This is a genomic window from Aeromonas bivalvium (genome assembly GCF_046078285.1).
Classification (GTDB): Bacteria; Pseudomonadota; Gammaproteobacteria; order Enterobacterales; family Aeromonadaceae; genus Aeromonas; species Aeromonas bivalvium.
The window spans coordinates 598168-617638 of the sequence record NZ_JBGXBV010000001.1; the positions used below are offsets into that span (position 1 = coordinate 598168).

Below are 19471 nucleotides of genomic sequence, written 5' to 3' on the forward strand. Positions count from 1 at the left end.
GTTGGCGCCCCTTCTTCCTTAACCTCCCACCGGGTAGAGGGTGGCCGCCCCCGGGCCCACCGGCAGGCCCAGCACGAACACCCAGCAGTAGAACAGCAGGCTCCAGCCCACCAGGAACACCAGGGTATAGGGCAGCATGGTGGCGATCAGCGTCCCTATGCCGAGGGATTTCTGATAGCGCACCGCCACCGCCAGGATCAGGCCGAAGTAGCTCATCATGGGGGTGATGATGTTGGTCACGGAATCACCGATGCGGTACGCCGCCTGGATCACCTCGGGAGAGTAGCCAATCAGCATCAGCATGGGCACGAAGATAGGCGCCGTGACGGCCCACTGAGCCGAGGCCGACCCTATCATCAGGTTGATGACGGCGCACATCAAGATGAAGCCGAAGAAGAGACCCGGGCCGGTCAGGCCCAGGGCCTGCAGGGCCCCTGCCCCCTTGACTGCAAACACGGTGCCGAAGTTGGTCCAGGAGAAATAGGCCACGAACTGGGCGGCGAAGAACACCAGCACTATGTACATGCCCATGGTGCTCATGCTGCTGGACATCGCCTGGATCACCTCCTTGTCGCTCTTCATGGTGCCCACCACCTTGCCGTAGACGAAGCCCGGCACGGCGAAGAAGACGAAGATGAAGGCGACGATGCCATGCAGGAAGGGAGAGCCCGCGATGGCCCCCGTCTCGGGATGACGCAGGATGCCATCCTCCGGTACCACCGTCAGGGCCAGCAGGCCGCTCACCACCAGCACGGCCACCAGGGCCGACCAGAGTCCGCGCTTCTCCCGGGCACTCAGGGCCTCGGCCTGCTGATCCAGCACCACGCTCGCCTCGCTGGGATCATATTTGCCGAGCTTGGGTTCGACGATCTTCTCGGTGACCCAGGCGCCAAGACCCGTGATGAGGAAGGTGCTGACAAACATAAAGTACCAGTTCACCTCGGGGCCAACCACATAGCCGGGATCTATGATGCGGGCGGCAATCTGGGTGATGCCCGCGAGCAAAGGATCCACGGTTCCGAGCAGCAGGTTGGCGGAGTAGCCGCCGGACACGCCGGCAAAGGCTGCCGCCAGCCCCGCCAGAGGGTGGCGTCCCAGGGAGTGGAAGATCATGGCAGCCAGCGGGATCAACACCACGTAGCCGAGCTCGGCCGCCGTGTTGGACATGATCCCGGCAAAGACGATGGTCAGCGTGACCATGCGGCGGGAGGCGCTCATCACCATGCCACGCATGGCGGCACTGAGCAGACCCGAGTGTTCGGCAATGCCGACCCCGAGCAGGGCCACCAGCACGGTCCCCAGGGGGGCGAAGCCGGTGAAGTTGGTCACCAGGTTGGAGACGATCCGTTGCAAACCTTCGGCGCTGAGCAGGCTGACCACAGTGATCATGCCGTCCGCACTGCGACCGGGCGCCCCTTCCGGGCGCGGATCCACCACGCTGACGCCGAACCAGGCGGCGATGCCGGAGGCCAGGATCAGGGTGAGGGAGAACAGGGCAAACAGGGTGATGGGGTGCGGCAGCAGGTTCCCGAGCCACTCAACACCGCTGAGAAAGCGGTTGAACAGACCTGGGCGTGCGGGTGCCAGCTGTGTCGTCCTCGACGTCATTCATTACTCCTTATCCATTTGAAACATGCTGTCGGCCGGTGCAGCCGATGCGCCTGCGTTTCTGATGAACTTGAGCAAGGACGGAGTGCACACCCTGATCACCGGACCGAGCCAATCCCTGATGAATTGACCGCGAGCCTTTTACCGTCAGTTAACTGAATGGAATATGAATGGGAATAGGAATAACAAAAAAGCCATGGCGAGCCATGGCTTTTAACATTCAATTGAGGCCAATCAGCCGATATGGGTCAGACCGCCCATGTAGGAGTGCAGCGCCTTGGGGATGGCGATGCGGCCATCGGCCTGCTGGTAGTTCTCGATGACCGCCACCAGGGTGCGCCCCACCGCCAGGCCAGAGCCGTTGAGGGTGTGGATCAGCTGGGGCTTGCCGTCGATGCGCACCCGCGCCTGCATGCGGCGGGCCTGGAAGTCGGTGCAGTTGGAGACGGACGAAATCTCGCGGTAGGTATCCTGGGCCGGCAGCCACACTTCCAGATCGTAGGTCTTGGCGGCGGCAAAGCCCATGTCACCGGTGCACAGCGCCATCACGCGATAGGGCAGTTCCAGCAGCTGCAGCACCTTCTCGGCGTGGCCCACCATCTCTTCCAGGGCATCCCAGGACTTCTCGGGGTGAACCAGCTGCACCATCTCGACCTTGTCGAACTGGTGCATGCGGATGAGGCCCTTGGTATCGCGACCGTAGGAGCCCGCCTCGGAGCGGAAGCAGGGGCTGTGGGCCGTCATCTTGATGGGCAGTTCCTGCTCGTCGAAGATCTCGTCGCGAGCCATGTTGGTCAGCGGCACTTCCGAGGTCGGGATCAGGGAGAGCTTGCGCTCCTTGCTGCCCTCTTCGGCGTCGGAGACGATGCCGGTGTTGAACAGATCCTCGGAGAATTTCGGCAGCTGGGTGGTGCCATAGAGGCTGTCCGGGTTCACCAGATAGGGCACATAGCACTCGGTGTAACCGTGCTGCTGGGTGTGCAAGTCCAGCATGAACTGCGCCAGGGCGCGGTGCAGGCGGGCAATCTGGCCCTTCATCACCACGAAGCGCGAACCGGACAGCTTGACGCCATTCTTGAAGTCCAGCCCCTTGATGGCTTCACCCAGATCCACATGATCGCGCACCTGGAAGTCAAACCCGCGCGGCGTGCCCCAGCGGCGCACTTCGACGTTGTCGTTCTCGTCACGGCCCACCGGGGTGGTGTCGCTCGGCAGGTTCGGCATGCCGTCGGCGATCTCCTTGATATCCCGCAACAGCGTCTCGAGCTCGACCTTGCTGGTTTCCAGCTCGTCGTTGATCTTGGTCACCTCGGCCTTGAGCGGCGCCACGTCTTCACCCCGACGCGCAGCCTCGCCGATGGACTTGGAGCGGGCGTTGCGCTCGGCCTGCAGCTCCTGGGTACGGGACTGCAGATCCTTGCGCTTCTCTTCCAGAGCATTGACCGCCGCTACGTCCAGGACGTAGCCACGTGTCGCCAGACGAGCGGCAGCGTCGTCAATCTCGCCGCGCAGATATTTGGGATCCAGCATGGTTTACCTACTTTTTTAAAATGGGATCTGGGCCCGGGTCATCATGATGGGGCAAAAACACAGATCCGGGAGTGAACATCGGTTGGCGCACCCCTATCGTCTTCACCATCGGGCATCGACATCGGCCCAAGAAATCAAGAAGATGGCGCAAGACCGAGACAAGCGGGGCCAGGGAGGCAGTGTATCAGACCGCCCCCCCGCCCGAACAGGGACTATTTGTGCCGTTTACGGGGGCTCTGTCGATCCAGCCCCTGCAAATACGCGAGTTTTTGCGCTATCTGCTTCTCAAGGCCACGCTCGGTCGGCTGGTAGTAACGCCTCCCGGCCAGCTCGGTGGGGAAATACTCCTCCCCGGCGGCATAAGCCCCCTCCTCGTCATGGGCGTAACGGTACTCGGCGCCGTAACCCAGCTCGCTCATCAGCCTGGTGGGGGCATTGCGCAGGTGCGGCGGCACCTCGAAGTCCGGCAGGTTCTTGGCGTCGTGAAGCGCCGCCTTCCAGGCGGTGTAGACCGCATTGCTCTTGGGGGCGCAGGCGAGGTAGACGATGGCCTGGGCGATGGCCCGCTCCCCTTCCGCCGGGCCGACGCGGTGGAAACAGTCCCAGGCCGAGAGCGCCACCTGCATGGCACGGGGATCGGCGTTGCCCACGTCTTCCGAGGCAATGGCCAGCAGGCGGCGGGCGATGTAGAGGGGATCGCAACCGGCACTCACCATGCGGGCATACCAGTAGAGGGCCGCATCCGGCGCCGAGCCACGGATGGACTTGTGCACCGCCGAGATGAGGTCGTAGAAGTGATCCCCCCCCTTATCGAAGCGCGCCACGTGCTCCCCCACCACGGCGGCGAGCAGGGCGCTGTCGATCACCTTCTCCCCTGCCCCATTGGCCTCGGCCATGTCGGCCAGCAGCTCCAGGTAGTTGAGGGATTTGCGCCCGTCCCCATCCACGGCTTTGGCCAGCGCCTCCTTCACCCCGGGGGCAAAGGTGAGGCTGGGGTCATTGAGACCGCGGGGGTCGGTCATCGCCTGATCGATCATGGCGAGGATGTCGCTCTCCTCCAGCCGCTTGAGCAGATAGACCCGGGCCCGGGAGAGCAGTGCGTTGTTGAGCTCGAACGAGGGGTTCTCTGTGGTGGCGCCGATGAAGGTGATGGTGCCGTCTTCGATATGGGGCAGAAACACGTCCTGCTGGCTCTTGTTGAAGCGGTGCACCTCATCGACGAAGAGGATGGTGCGCACCCCGCGCCAGCTGTTCTCTTTGGCCTTGTCGATGGCGGCGCGGATCTCCTTGATGCCGGAGGTGACCGCCGAGAGTCGCTCCACCTCTGCCTGGCAGTAGTGGGCCATCAGCTCGGCCAGCGTGGTCTTGCCGGTGCCGGGCGGCCCCCACAGGATCATGGAGTGGCAGTGCCCCGCCAGGACAGCCTTGCGCAGGGGTTTGTCGGGCCCCAGGATATGCTGCTGGCCTATGTACTGCTCCAGGGTTTGCGGCCGCATCCGGGCCGCCAGCGGACGAAAGTCCGACGAGAAATCCAGGGACAAGTTGCTCATCTGCATCGACCGCTCTGGGGTATGGCGACCGCCCACCCGGGGCGGCCTGACGAGGAATCCGCTGCCAGGCGGCCCATCAGCGTTGGTCGTCCAGCTGGGCCCCCTTGGGCATCTTGAACACGAACTCGCTCCCCTTGAGCGCCGGCTTGCGGTTGAAGCTGGTGAGAGTGAATTCGCTCCACTGCCCCTGGGCCTCTTTCACGTCGAAGCGATCTATGTTGTCCTGCCGATCGAAGCTGACCCGAAAGGAGGCGATCAGCTCATCCTGATTGCGGCTGGTGACGGTGAACACATTGCCCTGGCGCACCACGTCGTAGTGCTTCCAGTACTTGTCATCGCCGCTGGCGATCAGGATGAAGGGGGTATTGACCACGGCGTCCTGCAGCTTGAGGGCGGTGACCTGCTCGACGAAGGGATCATAGATCCAGACGTCCTTGCCGTCCGCCACGATCAGGCTCTCGTCCGGGCGCTGGGTATGCCAGTTGAAACGATTGGGCCGGGACACCAGCAGATCGCCGCTCGCTTTTTGCAGCTCCTTGCCCTTGCTGTCATAGACGGTCTGCTGGAATCGGGCGGAAAAAAGATTGACCGCCGCCAGCTTCTGCTTGAGATCGCTGGCCGCATCGGCCCAGGCCTGGCCGCTGGCGATGAGCAGCACAGTGCCCATCAGTAAGGTTTTTTTCATAGGGTCTCTCGCTAAAAGGCCACGCCCCGAGGGCATGGCCAGAATACCACTGCGGTTAATCGCGCACCGGGGGCGGTGCCAGCACGTCGCGCTGGCCGTTGCCGCCTGGGCTGCTGACGATGCCCTGGTTCTCCATCTGCTCGATGAGACGGGCCGCCCGGTTGTAACCTATCTTGAACTTGCGCTGCACGCTGGAGGTGGAGCCACGGCGGGATTCCACCACGAAGGCCACCGCCTCGTCGAACAGGGGATCCAGTTCCTCGTCGCCGCCGCCGTAGTCGCCACCACCGCTGCCCCCCTCTTCCGACTCGCCGGAGAGGATCTCGTCGATGTAGTTCGGCTCGCCCCGCAGTTTCCAGTCCGCCACCACCTTGTGCACCTCGTGGTCATCGACGAAGGCACCGTGGACCCGGGTCGGGTTGGAGGTGCCGGCCGGCATGTAGAGCATGTCCCCCATGCCGAGCAGGGATTCGGCGCCACCCTGATCCAATATGGTGCGGGAATCTATCTTGCTCGACACCTGGAACGAGATCCGGGTCGGGATGTTGGCCTTGATGAGGCCGGTAATGACATCCACCGACGGACGCTGGGTGGCGAGGATGAGGTGAATGCCGGCGGCCCGCGCCTTCTGGGCAATGCGGGCGATCAGCTCTTCCACCTTCTTGCCGACGATCATCATCATGTCGGCAAACTCGTCCACCACCACCACTATGTGGGGCAGTTTTTCCAGCTCCGGCGGCATCTGATCCATGGAGTCGCCCGGACGCCACAACGGATCGAGCAGGGGATCCCCCGCCTCGATGGCGGCCAGCACCTTGTCGTTGTACCCCTTGAGGTTGCGCACCCCGATCGCCGACATCAGCTTGTAGCGGCGCTCCATCTCGCCCACGCACCAGCGCAGGGCGTTGGCGGCATCCTTCATGTCGGTGACCACCTCGGTCAGCAGATGGGGGATCCCTTCGTAGACCGAGAGTTCCAGCATCTTGGGGTCGATCATGATGAAGCGCAGATCCTCGGGGGAGGATTTGTAGAGCATGGAGATGATCATGGTGTTCACCCCCACCGACTTGCCCGAGCCCGTGGTACCGGCCACCAGCAGGTGCGGCATCTTGGCCAGGTTCACCACCACGGGTTCCCCGGCGATGTCCTGGCCCAGCCCCATGGTGAGCGGATTGTGGCTGGCCGAGAAGGCCTCGCAATCCAGGGTCTCCCGCAGGTAGACGGTCTGGCGCACCCGGTTGGGCAGCTCGATGCCGACATAGGTCTTGCCCGGGATCACCTCTACCACCCGCACACTGCTGGCGGACAGCGAACGGGCGAGATCCCGCGACAGGTTGGTTATCTTGCTCGCCTTCATGCCAGGAGCCAGATCCAGCTCGAAGCGGGTGATGACCGGGCCCGGATAGACACCGACCACCTTGGCCTGCACGTTGTAGTCCGCCAGCTTGGCCTCCACCAGGCGCGCCATGCGCTCCAGCTCATCCGGGCTCATGGACTGGGTCTTGACCGGGGGACGATCGAGCAGTTCCAGGCTCGGCAACGGCGCCATGCCAGCCATGGCGGTGCGCCGGGAGACGGGGCGGGCGGCGGGGGCAGGACTCGGCGCCTCGTCCCCATTGTCCGCCCAGGGCAGATCCATCTCCTCTTCCCTGGCCATGACCACGGGCTGGCGGGCACGCGGGGCGCGCCTGGGCGGGGCCGGCCGATCGTCCTCGTCATCGAAATCGGGATCGAACTGGAAGGTATCCTCGTCGAGCTCGGGGAGCCAGTCATCGGACTTGGCCGCCTTGCTCCCCTTCGCCGGTCGGGACGCCTTGGTACGGCGCACCCAGCCGCCATGGGGCTCATCCTCCTCATCCTCCAGCGCCAGGGCGCCGGCGCTGCCTTCCAGCAAGGGGTCCGGCCCCTCAAAACGGGGCTGACGCCAACCACCGTTCAGCCAGTTGCCAAGGGTGGTGGGCAGGTGATAGAGCGCGGAAACAGCGCCGGTACAGGCACTGCCGAGCCGCTCGACGATGGTGAGCCAGGACCAGCCGGTAAACAGGGTGATGCCGGTGGCCACGAAGCAGAGCAGCATCAGGTTGGCCCCCACGCCGCCAAACAGCGGGATCACCGCGGAGGCGATCACATCGCCGACCAGGCCGCCGGCGGAGAAGTTCTGCATGTCGTTGAAATTCATGCTGGCAATGGCCGACATGCCAAGTACGGTCAGCAGGAAGCCGACGATGCGCACCGACAGGGTCAGGTAGTCCACGTCCAGCAGCCGGCTCGGCCGCCAGAACAGGCTCCAGCCCAGCAGCACCATCAGGGGGGGCACCAGATAGGAGAAAGCTCCGAAGGTGAACATGGTGATATCGGCAATCCAGGCGCCGGCGCTGCCCGCCAGATTCTTCACCTCCCCTTGCCAGGAGGTCTGGGACCAACCGGGATCGGCAGGGTGATAGGTGAGCAGGGCAAGCAAGAGGTAGGCGGCCAACAGCGTGATGGCGATCAAGACGGCTTCGAAGATCCGTTGGGTGCCTGATAATGGAGTAAACAGCTTTTTCTCGGCCAAACTCCGGCTCCTTTCTGAAAACATGGTAACGCATGGGACAAGGGGGCCCAGTATCCCTGAAAATCCTATCGCTTGTCAGCCTGCGTGCCCATTGACGCGACAAGTCCGACAAGCAGAAACGAGCGGACCTGCCGCTCGTTTCTGACGTTTATGATGCATCAATCGCTCGCTACATCACAGCACAAAATACTCTATCGGGTGCTGATCACCAGACGACTACTCTGTTTCACTTCCTCCATCACCACATAGGTGCGGGTATCGTTGACACCCGGCAGGCGCAGCAGGGTTTCCCCCAGCAGGCGGCGATAGGCGGACATGTCGCTGACGCGGGTCTTGAGCAGATAGTCGAAATCGCCGGAGACCAGATGGCACTCCTGGATCTCCTCGAGCACCTGAACAGCCTTGTTGAACTGCTCAAACACATCGGGGGCGCCACGATTGAGGGTAATTTCCACAAACACCAGCAGAGACGCGTCCAGATAATGAGGGTTCAGAATGGCGGCATACCCTTCGATATACCCTTGCCGCTCGAGGCGACGAACCCGTTCCAGACACGGTGTGGGACTCAGGCCAACTCGTTTGGACAACTCAACGTTCGAAATCCTGCCATCCTTTTGCAGTTCATTCAGAATGTTGCGGTCAATCCTGTCCAAATCCTTTAGCCGACTCTTAGCTTCCATCATTTAATTCCATCCTTTGGCTATTTTTTGGTAAGAATCACCAGTCATTTTATAATTATGGTCACAAATCCTGTCAATGCCTGAATAAAGAAGGTGCAAATGCCGCACTACATCAGGGCGACATGAAACACCGATCAATAGACGAGGGATAGCATGATTATCGGTGTACCTGAAGAAATAAAAAACCATGAATATCGCGTAGGCATGGTTGTGGCCAGTGTACGTGAACTGACAGCATGAAACCATACCGTTTTCGCCCAAAGCGGGTCGGGAAGCCCTGCAGGCTTCATCGGCGCAGATTATCACGCTGTCGCTGGCGCGATCCCGGCCTTCTCTGCCTATGTTTTCGCCATCCTTAGGGGCAACCATGATCGGGCAATGAAAGGCACCATGCCGCACCGTTCGCCCACCCGACCTTGGGCCCCAGAGGCCGGCGGCGGCGCCATCACCCTCGGGTCAGAGGCAGGGATCTGTCATCGGGGTGGCCTCGCCCTGCGGGACTCCCTCACCCGAAGCCGCGCGCATGTCTATGCAAATGGCCATCCACCGGCCAGCCCCTCATCAAAGAGCAATATGCTGGCTGGCACGCCCCAGGCCCCATGGCCTGAGTATCGAGGCCCCGCAAACCGTCTCTGGCCACTGCGTCGGCAGGCGCCTTGCCAGCCCGGGCGGCACTGCGCCAGGAGTTGTCATCCGTGCCCGGATCAGCGCCAGGGTACAATCCCATGGCACAGCTCAGGGCGGCCAAGGGAAGCCCCAATGAGTGCGCCGCCATATGGTCACGCTTCATTCCCCTCGCACGGCGCAGGCCATGGCGATACCGCCAAGCAGGGACACAGACGAGCGGCCCCCACCCGTTGACAGGCGGCCCCATTTCCATTGCGCCATAAGAGGGGCAACTCCCTGATCTTGAACCCGCCCCTCCCCTCTTCCCGGCAGTGCGAGAGCCCGAGGGCAACCGAGTCGGCAAGGATGCCGTCCGGGCGATTGGGACAATCGGCACGCCGCCCTTTGACCCCGGATCACGAATTCCCTACAATCGCGCAAACTCATTACCTCTCGGAAATCACACCATGAGCGAAGTCATTCACAGCAAATTGCTGATCCTGGGTTCAGGCCCCGCGGGCTACACGGCCGCCGTCTACGCCGCCCGTGCCAACCTCAATCCACTGCTCATCACCGGCATGCAACAGGGTGGCCAGCTGACCACCACCACGGAAGTGGAGAACTGGCCGGGTGATCCGGAAGGGCTGACCGGTCCGGCACTGATGGAGCGCATGAAGGAGCACGCGGAGAAGTTCGAGACCCGCATCTTGTTCGATCATATCAATGAGGTCTCCCTGACCCAGCGTCCGTTCCGCCTCAAGGGTGACAGTGGTGAATACAGCTGCGATGCCCTGATCATCGCCACCGGCGCTTCCGCCAAGTACCTGGGGCTGCCCTCGGAAGAGGCGTTCAAGGGCCGCGGCGTCTCCGCCTGCGCCACCTGCGACGGCTTCTTCTATCGCAACCAGGAAGTGGCCGTGGTCGGCGGCGGCAACACCGCCGTGGAAGAGGCGCTTTACCTGGCCAACATCGCCAAGAAGGTACATCTGATCCACCGCCGCGACGAGTTCCGCGCCGAGAAGATCCTGATCAAGCGCCTCAACGACAAGGTTGAGAGCGGCAATATCGTGCTGCACACCCACCAGACCCTGGACGAAGTGCTGGGTGACGACATGGGTGTCACCGGGGTTCGCCTGCGCAGCACCCGGGACGAGAGTACCTCCGAACTGCCGCTGATGGGGGTCTTCATCGCCATCGGCCATCAGCCGAACACCCAGATCTTCGAAGGCCAGCTGGCCATGGAGAACGGTTATCTCCAGGTGCGTGGCGGCCTGCAAGGCTTCGCCACCCAGACCAGCATCGAGGGGGTCTTTGCCGCCGGCGACGTGGCCGACCATGTCTACCGTCAGGCCATCACCTCGGCCGGGACAGGCTGCATGGCCGCTCTGGATGCCGAACGTTTCCTCGACGCCCAATAAGCGCGAGGTGATAAAGGGCATGCCAATTGGCATGCCCTTTTTCTTGGAAGTCCGATAAAGCGAAGAGAAGCAGGTGGCCTGGCTGGAGGTCGGGTGATGGACTATGTGATGCAGGTTCCACACCCTGCAAGATACCGTCGCTCCGGCGCATCGCCTCTACCTCAACCAGGGGATCGAAGTGCTGGCACTGGCTGATCCGCGCACCTCGCGACCGAAAGCAGCAACTCCCATCATCGTCATCCCGGTATCGAACAAGCACGGCCTCTCTAGCCTGCCTCAGACAGCGGGGACAATCACTTTCTCAACCGCTCTTTGAAGCAGAAGAGCTGCTGTGCAGAGCCAGCCACCATCTGAAGGCCCTTCCCACAGCCATGTCGTGTAGTGCAGCCCGTCACCCCTTGCGGCGGCAGCCGGGTAATTCTTCCCTCACAGCCTGCCTGTCTCTCTCTGCTTGCCCCGTCAGTAGGTCTTGTCGACCCGCACACCGTCATCAAAATAGAGGATCCGCACCTTGTCCCCCTGGGCGAAGACCATGGCCGAGTCAAAATCCTGGATCACATTGACCAGCGCCCCCTGATCGCTGCGAATGAGCAGCTCCACCAGCTTGTTTTCAACCACTTCGCCGCCGGACTGGTAATATTGCGCGGCCCCGGCGCCCGCCAACGCCCCCACTGCGGTGGCAATCTCCCGACCATGACCGCCGCCAAACTGGTTGCCAATCAGGCCGCCGATCAAGGCACCGCCCAATGTCTTCCAGCCCGACTGCGCCGACTCGATCACCTGGCGCTGGGTGATGTTGCGCATCGTCTCCACCTGGCCAAATACCACCTGGTTGACCGGCCGCGCCGTATTGCGCTGGTACACCTCGGCACCGGTCTGCGCCGTGACAAAGCACAGCAGGCTGGATACTATCAGGATAATGGCCTTCATCTACGAAACCCCTCGATGCTATGTCTTGCTACCTGACCCAACTGGATGATGAGCCGAACCGGTTCCCCCACCCCAAACACGCGCTGGATGAGCCCAACGGCCTGCTGGCGATCGGGGGGGATCTGTCCGCTCCCCGTCTGCTCGCAGCTTATCACAACGGGATCTTCCCTTGGAATGAACCCCATCAGGCCCTGCTCTGGTGGTCACCGGATCCCCGCGGGGTCCTGATCCCATCACGCCTGCATGTCGGTCGCAGTCTGCAGAAATTTTTACGCCGCCACACCTTCGATATTTCCATCAATCGTGCCTTTAATGAGGTGATCACGGCCTGCGCCGCCCCCAGGCCCGGCGCCAGTGGCACCTGGATAAGCGATGAGATGATCGCCGCCTATCAGACACTCCACCGCCTGGGCCACGCCCACTCGGTGGAGGTGTGGCAAGATGGTCAACTGCAAGCTGGCCTCTACGGCATCGCCGTCGGGCGTCTCTTCTGCGGTGAATCCATGTTCAGCCGGATCGACAACGGCGCCAAAGTCGCCATGTGGGCACTGTGTCGTCATTTCGAGTGCCATGATGGCGCCCTCATCGACTGCCAGATGCAAAACCACTTCCTGGCCACGCTGGGCATTGAGGAGTGGCCTCGCAGCCACTTCCTCTCGGCACTGGCGACGCTGCGACAACAAGCGCTCCGTGAGGGGTGCTGGCAAGCGAGGTTCATCAACCTATGACAGAAGAAGTGATCCTCAAGGTCGGCCTGACCCCCAAGCATGCCTGCAGCTATCTCGAACATCAGCAGGAGCAGTTGCTGGTGCTGATGGATAATGAACTGCTCAACGCCAATGGCTACGAGCGCCTGCTCACCGCCGGTTTTCGGCGCAGCGGCAACGACATCTATCGCCCCCATTGCCCCAGTTGCAGTGCCTGCCAGTCGCTACGCATCCACAGCGAGCAGTTTGTCCCCAGCCGCAGCCAGAAACGAATCTCGCAACAGAATCAGGATCTCAACCTGGTGCTGAGCTATGACGACAAGCCCGAGTATTACCAGCTGTACGAGCGCTATATCCGCCAGCGTCACCGGGATGGCAGCATGTATCCTCCCAGCCGCAGCCAATACAAGGGGTTCCTGCATTGCGACTGGATGCCACCCCTCTACCTGGAGATTCGTCTGGACAACCGCCTGATCGGGGTCGCCGTCACCGATCTCCTGCCCCACTCCCTGAGCGCCATGTACACCTTCTTCGATCCCGAATTTGCCGATCGCTCCCTCGGTACTTTTGCCATCCTGAGTCAACTGGATCTGGGGCGTAGAACCGGGCGCCACTGGCTCTACCTGGGGTACCAAGTGGAAAAATGCCGCAAGATGAAATACAAGAGCCGCTTCCTTCCCCATGAGCGTCTCATCCAGGGTGAATGGAAAAATATCGTCACCAGGCCCGAGTAAACTTTACACATTGGCTTAAATCCGGCATGATCCAGCGGATTTTTGTTGTGGCTTATCAAGAGGATTCAATGGCTAAAGAAGACAGTATTGAGATGCAGGGCACTATCTTGGAAACCCTGCCCAATACCATGTTCCGTGTGGAACTGGAGAATGGTCACGTGGTTATCGCTCATATTTCCGGCAAGATGCGCAAAAACTACATTCGTATCCTGACTGGAGACAAGGTGACAGTCGCTCTGACTCCCTACGATCTCTCCAAGGGTCGTATTGTTTTCCGCTCTCGCTAAGCCAGGAATTCAGCAAAAAACCCCAACCTGATGGTTGGGGTTTTTTGTCGTTTCATGGCGTTTGATCAGTGGGACACGGCTTCAACATCGACCTGAAAATCGAAGCTGAGGCTATCATTTACCCTCTCAACCTTGACGATACCCCCATCGACCAGTGAGCCAAACAGGATCTCATTGGCCAGGGGTTTCTTGAGGTGTTCCTGAATCACCCGGCCCATGGGTCTGGCTCCCATCGCCCTGTCATAGCCCTTCTCGGCCAGCCAGTGACGGGCTCCCTCCGAAATCTCCAGAGACACGCCCTTGGCATCCAGCTGGACCTGCAATTCAACAATGAACTTGTCGACGACCTGGTAGATCACCGCCATATCCAGGTGATTGAACCAGATGGTATGGTCGAGTCGATTGCGAAACTCGGGGCTGAAGGTCTTGTTGATCACCTCCATGGCATCATGACTGAGATCCTGCTGTTGGAAGCCGATGGACTTGCGCTGGGTCTCCTGTACGCCGGCATTGGTGGTCATCACCAGAATGATGTTGCGAAAATCGGCTTTTCGACCGTTGTTATCGGTCAGGGTCCCGTTGTCCATCACCTGCAGCAGCAGATTAAACACATCCGGGTGCGCCTTCTCTATCTCATCAAGCAGCAAGACCGCATGGGGATGCTTGATCACAGCGTCGGTCAGCAGCCCCCCCTGCTCAAAACCAACGTAACCGGGAGGAGCCCCGATCAGGCGTGACACCGTGTGCCGCTCCATGTATTCGGACATATCGAAACGCAACATCTCTACCCCGAGCGCCTTGCCCAGCTGCTGGGTCACTTCCGTCTTGCCCACACCGGTCGGGCCGGCAAACAGGAAACAGCCAACAGGGCGGTGTTCATTGCCCAGGCCGGAGCGAGCGAGGCGAATGGAGTCCGTCAACACAGAGATAGCCTTGTCCTGGCCGAACACCACCATCTTGAGGTTACGTTCCAGATTCTTGAGCACCTCTTTATCGGAAGAGGAGACCGATTTCTCCGGGATCCGCGCAATTTTTGCCACGATAGCCTCAATTTCGGCCACATTGATCACTTTTTTACGCTTGCTCGCCGGCAGCAGCCGCTGACCCGCCCCCGCTTCGTCGATCACGTCGATGGCTTTGTCAGGCAAGTGACGATCGTTGATATATTTCGCCGAAAGCTCGGCCGCCGCGCGAATGGCCTTGGCGGTATAACGGACGCTATGATGCGCCTCATAGCGACTCTTGAGCCCCATCAAGATACGGGTGGTGTCATCTATCGTGGGCTCGACGATATCGATCTTCTGGAAACGGCGCGCCAGTGCGCGATCCTTTTCAAATATCTGGGCATATTCCTGATAGGTGGTCGACCCCACGCAGCGCAACAAACCATTGGATAGCAAGGGCTTGATGAGGTTGGCCGCGTCCAGCTGGCCACCGGAGGCAGCTCCCGCCCCTATGATGGTGTGGATCTCGTCGATAAACAGGATGGCCCCTTCCTGGCGCTCGATCTGCTTGAGCAATACCTTGAGGCGCTTCTCGAAATCACCGCGATACTTGGTACCCGCCAGCAAAGAGCCCATGTCCAGGGAATAGATGGTGCTGTCGGCAATGACCTCGGGCACATCTCCCTTGACGATGCGATAGGCCAAGCCTTCGGCTATGGCCGTCTTGCCGACACCCGCCTCTCCGACCAGCAGGGGATTGTTCTTGCGACGACGGCACAATACCTGGATGGTGCGGCTCAGTTCCTGATCCCGACCGATGAGAGGATCGATCCTCCCCTCCAGTACCAGCTGGTTGAGATTGGTGGCAAAACTTTCAATCTGGGCGGCAGAGACCTCGTCGTCCGACTCGGCACTATTGGGCGGAGAGTCAGGCTTGCTGTCCTTACGGACCCCATGGGAGAGAAAGTTGACGACATCCAGCCGGCTGATGTCGGCTTTCTTCAGGAAATAAGCGGCTTGGGATTCCTGCTCGCTGAAGATGGCGACCAATACGTTGGCACCACTGACCTCGGTATGGCCCGAGGATTGCACATGGAATACAGCACGTTGCAGTACACGTTGGAAGCCCAGGGTGGGTTGGGTCTCCCGATCCTCGTCATCGGCAGCGATCAGCGGGGTCGTCTGGCTGATAAAGGCACCGATCTCCTTGCGCATCTGTTCCACATCCGCACCACATGAACTCAAGGCCTCATGGGCTGAGCTGTTATCCAGCAGGGCTAACAACAGGTGCTCGACGGTCATGAATTCGTGACGCTCATCTCGAGCGAGCTTGAAAGCCTCGTTCAGCGTCTTCTCTAACTCTTTGTTCAACATAGGCACCTCCCCTCAGTACAGCAACAATGTGGTGTCGTCTTGTCATCACGTCATGTCGTTTAGGCCTTTTCCATCGTACATAGCAGTGGATGTTCGTTATTACGTGAATAGGTGTTGACCTGGACCACCTTGGTCTCCGCTATCTCGGCGGTGAAGGTGCCACAGATCCCTTTACCACTATAATGCACACTCAACATGATCTGGGTTGCCTTCTCCAGATCCATCCGGAAGAACCGCTGCAACACCTCGACCACAAACTCCATCGGGGTGTAATCGTCGTTATTGAGCAGCACCTTGTACATGGGCGGTGGCTGCAACTTGGTCTTCTCAGACTCGGCAATCTCTTCATTAACAAAGAGTTCTTTTTGCTTACTCATGGCTGTGCTTGGGTACCTCTAGATTACTACCGTCCGCCGTCATGCTGTCAATAGAGTTGTTAACTGGATCACAGGGCTTGTTAACAACTTCTTGACTCGACTCTCAGTTGGACTAAATTGGTTACTTGCTAATCGGCGCCCCACCATTATTGGGTAGATATAGCTAGTTATAATGGGCTGGCGCAGGTTACTCAACGACTTCAGGGTAATCAATAAAAGGATGTAGAAGTATGGCAACCGGAACAGTCAAGTGGTTCAACAACGCAAAAGGATTTGGGTTTATCTGTCCGGAAGGGGGCGGTGACGATATCTTCGCCCACTACTCCACCATTCAAATGGAAGGTTATAAGACGTTGAAGGCGGGCCAGGCCGTGCAGTTTGAACTGCAGCAGGGTCCGAAGGGGAATCATGCCGCTGTTATTGTGCCAAACGAAGCGCAAAACATCTGAGTCAGGATGGATAAATAAAAAATCCGGCCTCATATCAGGCCGGATTTTTTATTTATTACCATGAAGAGCCTCAATAAGGTCCTCTTGTGCGAGTGACATCCCTCTTCCTGCCTGTTCTGGGTCTATGGCTGTTGCCACTGCGCACACAAGTGCTGCAGATAGCAAAAAACCGACCCTGAGGTCGGTTTTTCAAATTTGGCGGTGAGGGAGGGATTCGAACCCTCGATACGTTGCCGTATACACACTTTCCAGGCGTGCTCCTTCAGCCACTCGGACACCTCACCAAATTTTGGCCTGTGGTTTAACGTGTTCAGCCAACACGGTATTCACTGCGCTGTTGCGCTGGAACGGGGCGTAATTTAGGGGAAAGCCGCGCGCCCGTCAACGGCTTTCTGCCCACCTGACGACTGACCGCCCGATTAATGTACAGAGCCAGGTTCAACCACCATCTCCGGCAGATTGAGGAAGCCCAGGCGCTCGCACTCGGCAACCACTTCATGGGTGGCGGCGATGGTGCTTTGGACAAACAGGATGAACTGCTCGACGGTGAGACCCGCCTTGGTAAACACGGTATGCCCCACCACCAGGCGCGGCAGGTTGTCATCTATGATGTCGAGAAACACCTTGAGGGACGGGTACTGCATGTTGAGCCGACCGAGTTCGGCCACCAGAGGCAACAGGGCCGAGGGGCGAACTTCCAGCTCGGAGGAGAACAGCAGCCCCTCCTCCTCGACGAAGACGCGGCTCTCCTGAATGCCCTCCACGGACTGCAGGGAGACGATGTGGATGCCATGGCATTGATCGCAGACATAATGTTCAATGCGAGCCTGCTGCAACCAACGCATTATCATTTCGGAGCTGGGTGTATTCATCATGACGTTTCGAAACTCTGGATAGCGAGGGGCGCAGTCTAAACCAATTTGTGGCCAACCTGAAGCAGAGGCCCTCCCCTGCTGTGTTTGCGCTTCTTTTTGACACGAACAGTACCTTATACTCAGCCCACCCAAACGCCCGCCCTCCACCGAGTCACCATGACCATCCAAGAGAAATATCGCCTGCACCTCAAGTCGCTCTCCGACGAGCTGCTGGTGCTGCAAAAGCCGATCCGCATCTTGGACGCGATCAAGTGGCCTCATCGTATTGGCCATGACTTCCTGGCCAAGGGAGGGAAAACCCTGCCCGCCATTGACGCCGACTTCTATCAGCGGCTGGCCCTCGGTTTCGATCCGCGCAACAAGTACCTGGAGCTCAAGGAGCTCAGAGACAGGATCCGCAGGAAACTCGGCCCCCATGACGAGCTTGGCCGCATCCTCCAGGCCAACGTCGATCAATACATGGTGGTGATAGAGATGCTGCGCCAGCGCGGCCAACCTGACTTTTTGCGCTACAGCCAGCACCTCTATGGCTCGGCCCGCGACCACCTTCGCGGCGATCGCAAGACCCTGCGTGAGCTGGGGGAGCGATTGTGCGACATCTTCTCCCTGCCCGGCGCACGCCACCTGGTGCGCCCCTATCCCAAGGAGTTCGAGGGGCAAGCAGCCGTCGATCGGCTGCAAGAGAAGCTGTCCGGTTATTTTCGCGACGGCCAGGTGCAGGTCAAGCTGAGCGATGGCATCGTCTCGGACGCCGCCGCCGGGGGTGACTACATCAAGCTCAGCAGCCATGCCCGCTTCTCCGAGCTGGACTTGCAAGTGCTCGAGGTCCACGAGGGCTGGGTGCATGTCGGCACCACCCTCAATGGCCGCCAGCAACCCTATGCTACCTGGCTGAGCGCCGGCTCGCCGCGCATCACCGCCTGTCAGGAAGGGTTGGCTGTGCTGATCGAGACGCTCACCTTTAGCTCTTTCCCGGATCGGGCCAAACGCATCTCGGATCGGGTCATGGCCATCGACATGGCCGAGAATGGCGCCGATTTCATCGAACTCTATCGCCACTTCCTGGACAAGGGAGCAAGCGAGCATGATGCCTACAAAATCACCCAGCGAGTGTTTCGAGGCGGCATGGTGACTGGTGGCGCCTGCTTCACCAAGGATCTCTCCTACGTGAAGGGCTATGTGGAAACGGTCAACTTCATCCGCAGCGCCGTGCTGGAAGGGGTCCCCGAGATACTGCCCATGCTGTTTGTGGGCAAGGTGACCCTGGACGACATTCCTGTGCTCTATCAGCACTATCTGGAGGGACTGATCGCCGCCCCCCGATACCTGCCCCCCATGTTTCGCGATCTGACCGGTCTCTACGTCTGGTTCGGCTTCGCCTCCGGCATGTCGCTGGTCGACATCGGCCGGGTCCAGCAACACTTTCGGCAGCTGTTCCACCGCCTGCCGGTGGCGGATCCCATCATCACCCCGGTCGATTGCGAATTTGATTGAGCCAAGCTGGCCAAATCATCGGGCGCCCGCGCAATAAAAAAGGCCCAATAGGGCCTTCTTTACCTTGTCGCGTCGAGCGCCTCAGCGAAACGCCTGGCCAATCAGATAATGCTTGCGGCACAGGGAGACGTAGCGGGCATTGCCCCCAATTTCCACCTGGGCGCCGTCCCGCGCCACCTGGCCATCGGCATTGACCCTGGCATTCATGTGCGCCTTGTTGCCGCACCAGCAGATGCTCTTGAGCTCCTCCACCTTGTCCGCCAGACAGAGCAGATGGTACGAACCGGGGAACAGCTCGGCACGAAAATCTGTCTTGAGCCCGTAGGCGATCACGGGGATGTCCGCCTCGTCCACCACCCGTGCCAGCTGATAGACCTGCTCCTTGGTGAGAAACTGCGCCTCGTCGACGATGAACACATCGATGGGCTGTTCGGCATGACGTGCCTTGACCATCTCGAACAGATCGCAGCTGTCGCTGAACACTTCTACCTTCAACTCCAGACCGACCCGGGCGCTGATCACCCCGAGCCCGAACCTGTCATCGATGGCCGGCGTCATGGCGAGCGGGTGCATGCCGCGTTCGAGATAGTTGAAGTGCGCCTGGATCAGCTGGGTGGACTTGCCCGAGTTCATCGCGGCGAATTTGTAGTGTAATGAGGCCATGCTTGC

At 60.1% G+C, this 19471-nt stretch carries 17 protein-coding genes and 1 tRNA gene; 6 read left to right on the forward strand and 12 right to left on the reverse strand.

Annotation, left to right across the window (positions count from 1 at the left end; genetic code table 11):
- Positions 1–18: 18 nt before the first annotated feature.
- From ACEUCR_RS02680 to lrp, 6 genes are all read right to left on the reverse strand, one after another.
- Positions 19–1608 carry an AbgT family transporter gene (locus tag ACEUCR_RS02680; RefSeq protein ID WP_111874649.1) on the reverse strand — a complete coding sequence of 530 codons (1590 nt, stop codon included), beginning with the start codon at positions 1606–1608 and terminating at the stop codon, positions 19–21.
- 234 nt (positions 1609–1842) lie between these two features.
- A complete protein-coding gene (gene serS, locus ACEUCR_RS02685; RefSeq protein WP_111874650.1) occupies positions 1843–3138 on the reverse strand; it encodes a serine--tRNA ligase in 1296 nt (431 codons plus the stop codon).
- A 212-nt stretch (positions 3139–3350) separates the two neighbouring features.
- Positions 3351–4694 carry a replication-associated recombination protein A gene (locus ACEUCR_RS02690; RefSeq protein WP_408787878.1) on the reverse strand — a complete coding sequence of 448 codons (1344 nt, stop codon included), beginning with the start codon at positions 4692–4694 and terminating at the stop codon, positions 3351–3353.
- 70 nt (positions 4695–4764) lie between these two features.
- On the reverse strand, positions 4765–5373 hold the full coding sequence (lolA, locus tag ACEUCR_RS02695) for an outer membrane lipoprotein chaperone LolA (RefSeq protein WP_041994200.1): 609 nt from the start codon (positions 5371–5373) through the stop codon (positions 4765–4767).
- A gap of 55 nt (positions 5374–5428) precedes the next feature.
- A complete protein-coding gene (locus ACEUCR_RS02700; RefSeq protein WP_408787882.1) occupies positions 5429–7927 on the reverse strand; it encodes a DNA translocase FtsK in 2499 nt (832 codons plus the stop codon).
- A 191-nt stretch (positions 7928–8118) separates the two neighbouring features.
- Entirely contained in the window at positions 8119–8610 is a 492-nt protein-coding gene (lrp, locus tag ACEUCR_RS02705) for a leucine-responsive transcriptional regulator Lrp (RefSeq protein ID WP_005300047.1), read from the reverse strand.
- A gap of 1070 nt (positions 8611–9680) precedes the next feature.
- Between lrp and trxB the strand changes: the two genes are divergently transcribed.
- On the forward strand, positions 9681–10631 hold the full coding sequence (gene trxB / locus ACEUCR_RS02710; RefSeq protein ID WP_111874652.1) for a thioredoxin-disulfide reductase: 951 nt from the start codon (positions 9681–9683) through the stop codon (positions 10629–10631).
- A gap of 459 nt (positions 10632–11090) precedes the next feature.
- Here the strand turns inward: trxB and ACEUCR_RS02715 are convergent, their stop codons facing one another.
- A complete protein-coding gene (locus ACEUCR_RS02715) occupies positions 11091–11561 on the reverse strand; it encodes a glycine zipper 2TM domain-containing protein (RefSeq protein WP_408787885.1) in 471 nt (156 codons plus the stop codon).
- A 20-nt stretch (positions 11562–11581) separates the two neighbouring features.
- On the opposite strand from ACEUCR_RS02715, the gene aat reads away from it, so the two are divergent.
- From aat to infA, 3 genes are all read left to right on the forward strand, one after another.
- Positions 11582–12289, forward strand: a complete 708-nt coding sequence (gene aat / locus ACEUCR_RS02720) for a leucyl/phenylalanyl-tRNA--protein transferase (protein WP_111874654.1) — start codon at positions 11582–11584, stop codon at positions 12287–12289.
- Complete coding sequence (locus ACEUCR_RS02725; protein ID WP_041994218.1) at positions 12286–13002, forward strand: arginyltransferase; 717 nt, start codon at positions 12286–12288, stop codon at positions 13000–13002. The genes aat and ACEUCR_RS02725 overlap by 4 nt, the downstream gene beginning before the upstream one ends.
- 68 nt (positions 13003–13070) lie before the next feature.
- Positions 13071–13289, forward strand: coding sequence for a translation initiation factor IF-1 (gene infA, locus ACEUCR_RS02730; protein ID WP_005300033.1), 219 nt, complete (start codon positions 13071–13073; stop codon positions 13287–13289).
- Positions 13290–13354: 65 nt separating this feature from the next.
- On the opposite strand, the gene clpA is transcribed toward infA, so the two are convergent.
- Positions 13355–15607 carry an ATP-dependent Clp protease ATP-binding subunit ClpA gene (gene clpA, locus ACEUCR_RS02735; RefSeq protein WP_041994221.1) on the reverse strand — a complete coding sequence of 751 codons (2253 nt, stop codon included), beginning with the start codon at positions 15605–15607 and terminating at the stop codon, positions 13355–13357.
- Between the two features lie 59 nt (positions 15608–15666).
- On the reverse strand, positions 15667–15984 hold the full coding sequence (gene clpS / locus ACEUCR_RS02740) for an ATP-dependent Clp protease adapter ClpS (RefSeq protein WP_041994230.1): 318 nt from the start codon (positions 15982–15984) through the stop codon (positions 15667–15669).
- Positions 15985–16214: 230 nt separating this feature from the next.
- On the opposite strand from clpS, the gene cspD reads away from it, so the two are divergent.
- The gene (gene cspD / locus ACEUCR_RS02745; protein WP_041994233.1) at positions 16215–16433 is read left to right on the forward strand and encodes a cold shock-like protein CspD; all 219 of its coding nucleotides are present in this window, start codon (positions 16215–16217) and stop codon (positions 16431–16433) included.
- A gap of 196 nt (positions 16434–16629) precedes the next feature.
- Here cspD and ACEUCR_RS02750 read toward each other — a convergent pair.
- Both ACEUCR_RS02750 and ACEUCR_RS02755 read right to left on the reverse strand, forming a co-directional pair.
- A tRNA-Ser gene (locus ACEUCR_RS02750) sits at positions 16630–16717 on the reverse strand.
- Between the two features lie 135 nt (positions 16718–16852).
- Positions 16853–17308 carry a type III secretion system chaperone family protein gene (locus ACEUCR_RS02755; RefSeq protein WP_084205273.1) on the reverse strand — a complete coding sequence of 152 codons (456 nt, stop codon included), beginning with the start codon at positions 17306–17308 and terminating at the stop codon, positions 16853–16855.
- Positions 17309–17464: 156 nt separating this feature from the next.
- Here ACEUCR_RS02755 and ACEUCR_RS02760 point away from each other — a divergent pair, with 156 nt between their 5' ends.
- Positions 17465–18802 carry a flavohemoglobin expression-modulating QEGLA motif protein gene (locus tag ACEUCR_RS02760; protein WP_408787888.1) on the forward strand — a complete coding sequence of 446 codons (1338 nt, stop codon included), beginning with the start codon at positions 17465–17467 and terminating at the stop codon, positions 18800–18802.
- Positions 18803–18883: 81 nt separating this feature from the next.
- Here the strand turns inward: ACEUCR_RS02760 and ACEUCR_RS02765 are convergent, their stop codons facing one another.
- Complete coding sequence (locus ACEUCR_RS02765; protein ID WP_041994243.1) at positions 18884–19465, reverse strand: thymidine kinase; 582 nt, start codon at positions 19463–19465, stop codon at positions 18884–18886.
- Positions 19466–19471: the final 6 nt, after the last annotated feature.

Coding starts and splice junctions, on each gene's coding strand:
- ACEUCR_RS02680 (WP_111874649.1), bottom strand. CDS start 1,608: ATGACGTCGAGGACGACACAGCTGGCACCCGCACGCCCAGGTCTGTTC.
- serS (WP_111874650.1), bottom strand. CDS start 3,138: ATGCTGGATCCCAAATATCTGCGCGGCGAGATTGACGACGCTGCCGCT.
- ACEUCR_RS02690 (WP_408787878.1), bottom strand. CDS start 4,694: ATGCAGATGAGCAACTTGTCCCTGGATTTCTCGTCGGACTTTCGTCCG.
- lolA (WP_041994200.1), bottom strand. CDS start 5,373: ATGAAAAAAACCTTACTGATGGGCACTGTGCTGCTCATCGCCAGCGGC.
- lrp (WP_005300047.1), bottom strand. CDS start 8,610: ATGATGGAAGCTAAGAGTCGGCTAAAGGATTTGGACAGGATTGACCGC.
- trxB (WP_111874652.1), top strand. CDS start 9,681: ATGAGCGAAGTCATTCACAGCAAATTGCTGATCCTGGGTTCAGGCCCC.
- ACEUCR_RS02715 (WP_408787885.1), bottom strand. CDS start 11,561: ATGAAGGCCATTATCCTGATAGTATCCAGCCTGCTGTGCTTTGTCACG.
- aat (WP_111874654.1), top strand. CDS start 11,582: ATGTCTTGCTACCTGACCCAACTGGATGATGAGCCGAACCGGTTCCCC.
- ACEUCR_RS02725 (WP_041994218.1), top strand. CDS start 12,286: ATGACAGAAGAAGTGATCCTCAAGGTCGGCCTGACCCCCAAGCATGCC.
- infA (WP_005300033.1), top strand. CDS start 13,071: ATGGCTAAAGAAGACAGTATTGAGATGCAGGGCACTATCTTGGAAACC.
- clpA (WP_041994221.1), bottom strand. CDS start 15,607: ATGTTGAACAAAGAGTTAGAGAAGACGCTGAACGAGGCTTTCAAGCTC.
- clpS (WP_041994230.1), bottom strand. CDS start 15,984: ATGAGTAAGCAAAAAGAACTCTTTGTTAATGAAGAGATTGCCGAGTCT.
- cspD (WP_041994233.1), top strand. CDS start 16,215: ATGGCAACCGGAACAGTCAAGTGGTTCAACAACGCAAAAGGATTTGGG.
- ACEUCR_RS02755 (WP_084205273.1), bottom strand. CDS start 17,308: ATGATGAATACACCCAGCTCCGAAATGATAATGCGTTGGTTGCAGCAG.
- ACEUCR_RS02760 (WP_408787888.1), top strand. CDS start 17,465: ATGACCATCCAAGAGAAATATCGCCTGCACCTCAAGTCGCTCTCCGAC.
- ACEUCR_RS02765 (WP_041994243.1), bottom strand. CDS start 19,465: ATGGCCTCATTACACTACAAATTCGCCGCGATGAACTCGGGCAAGTCC.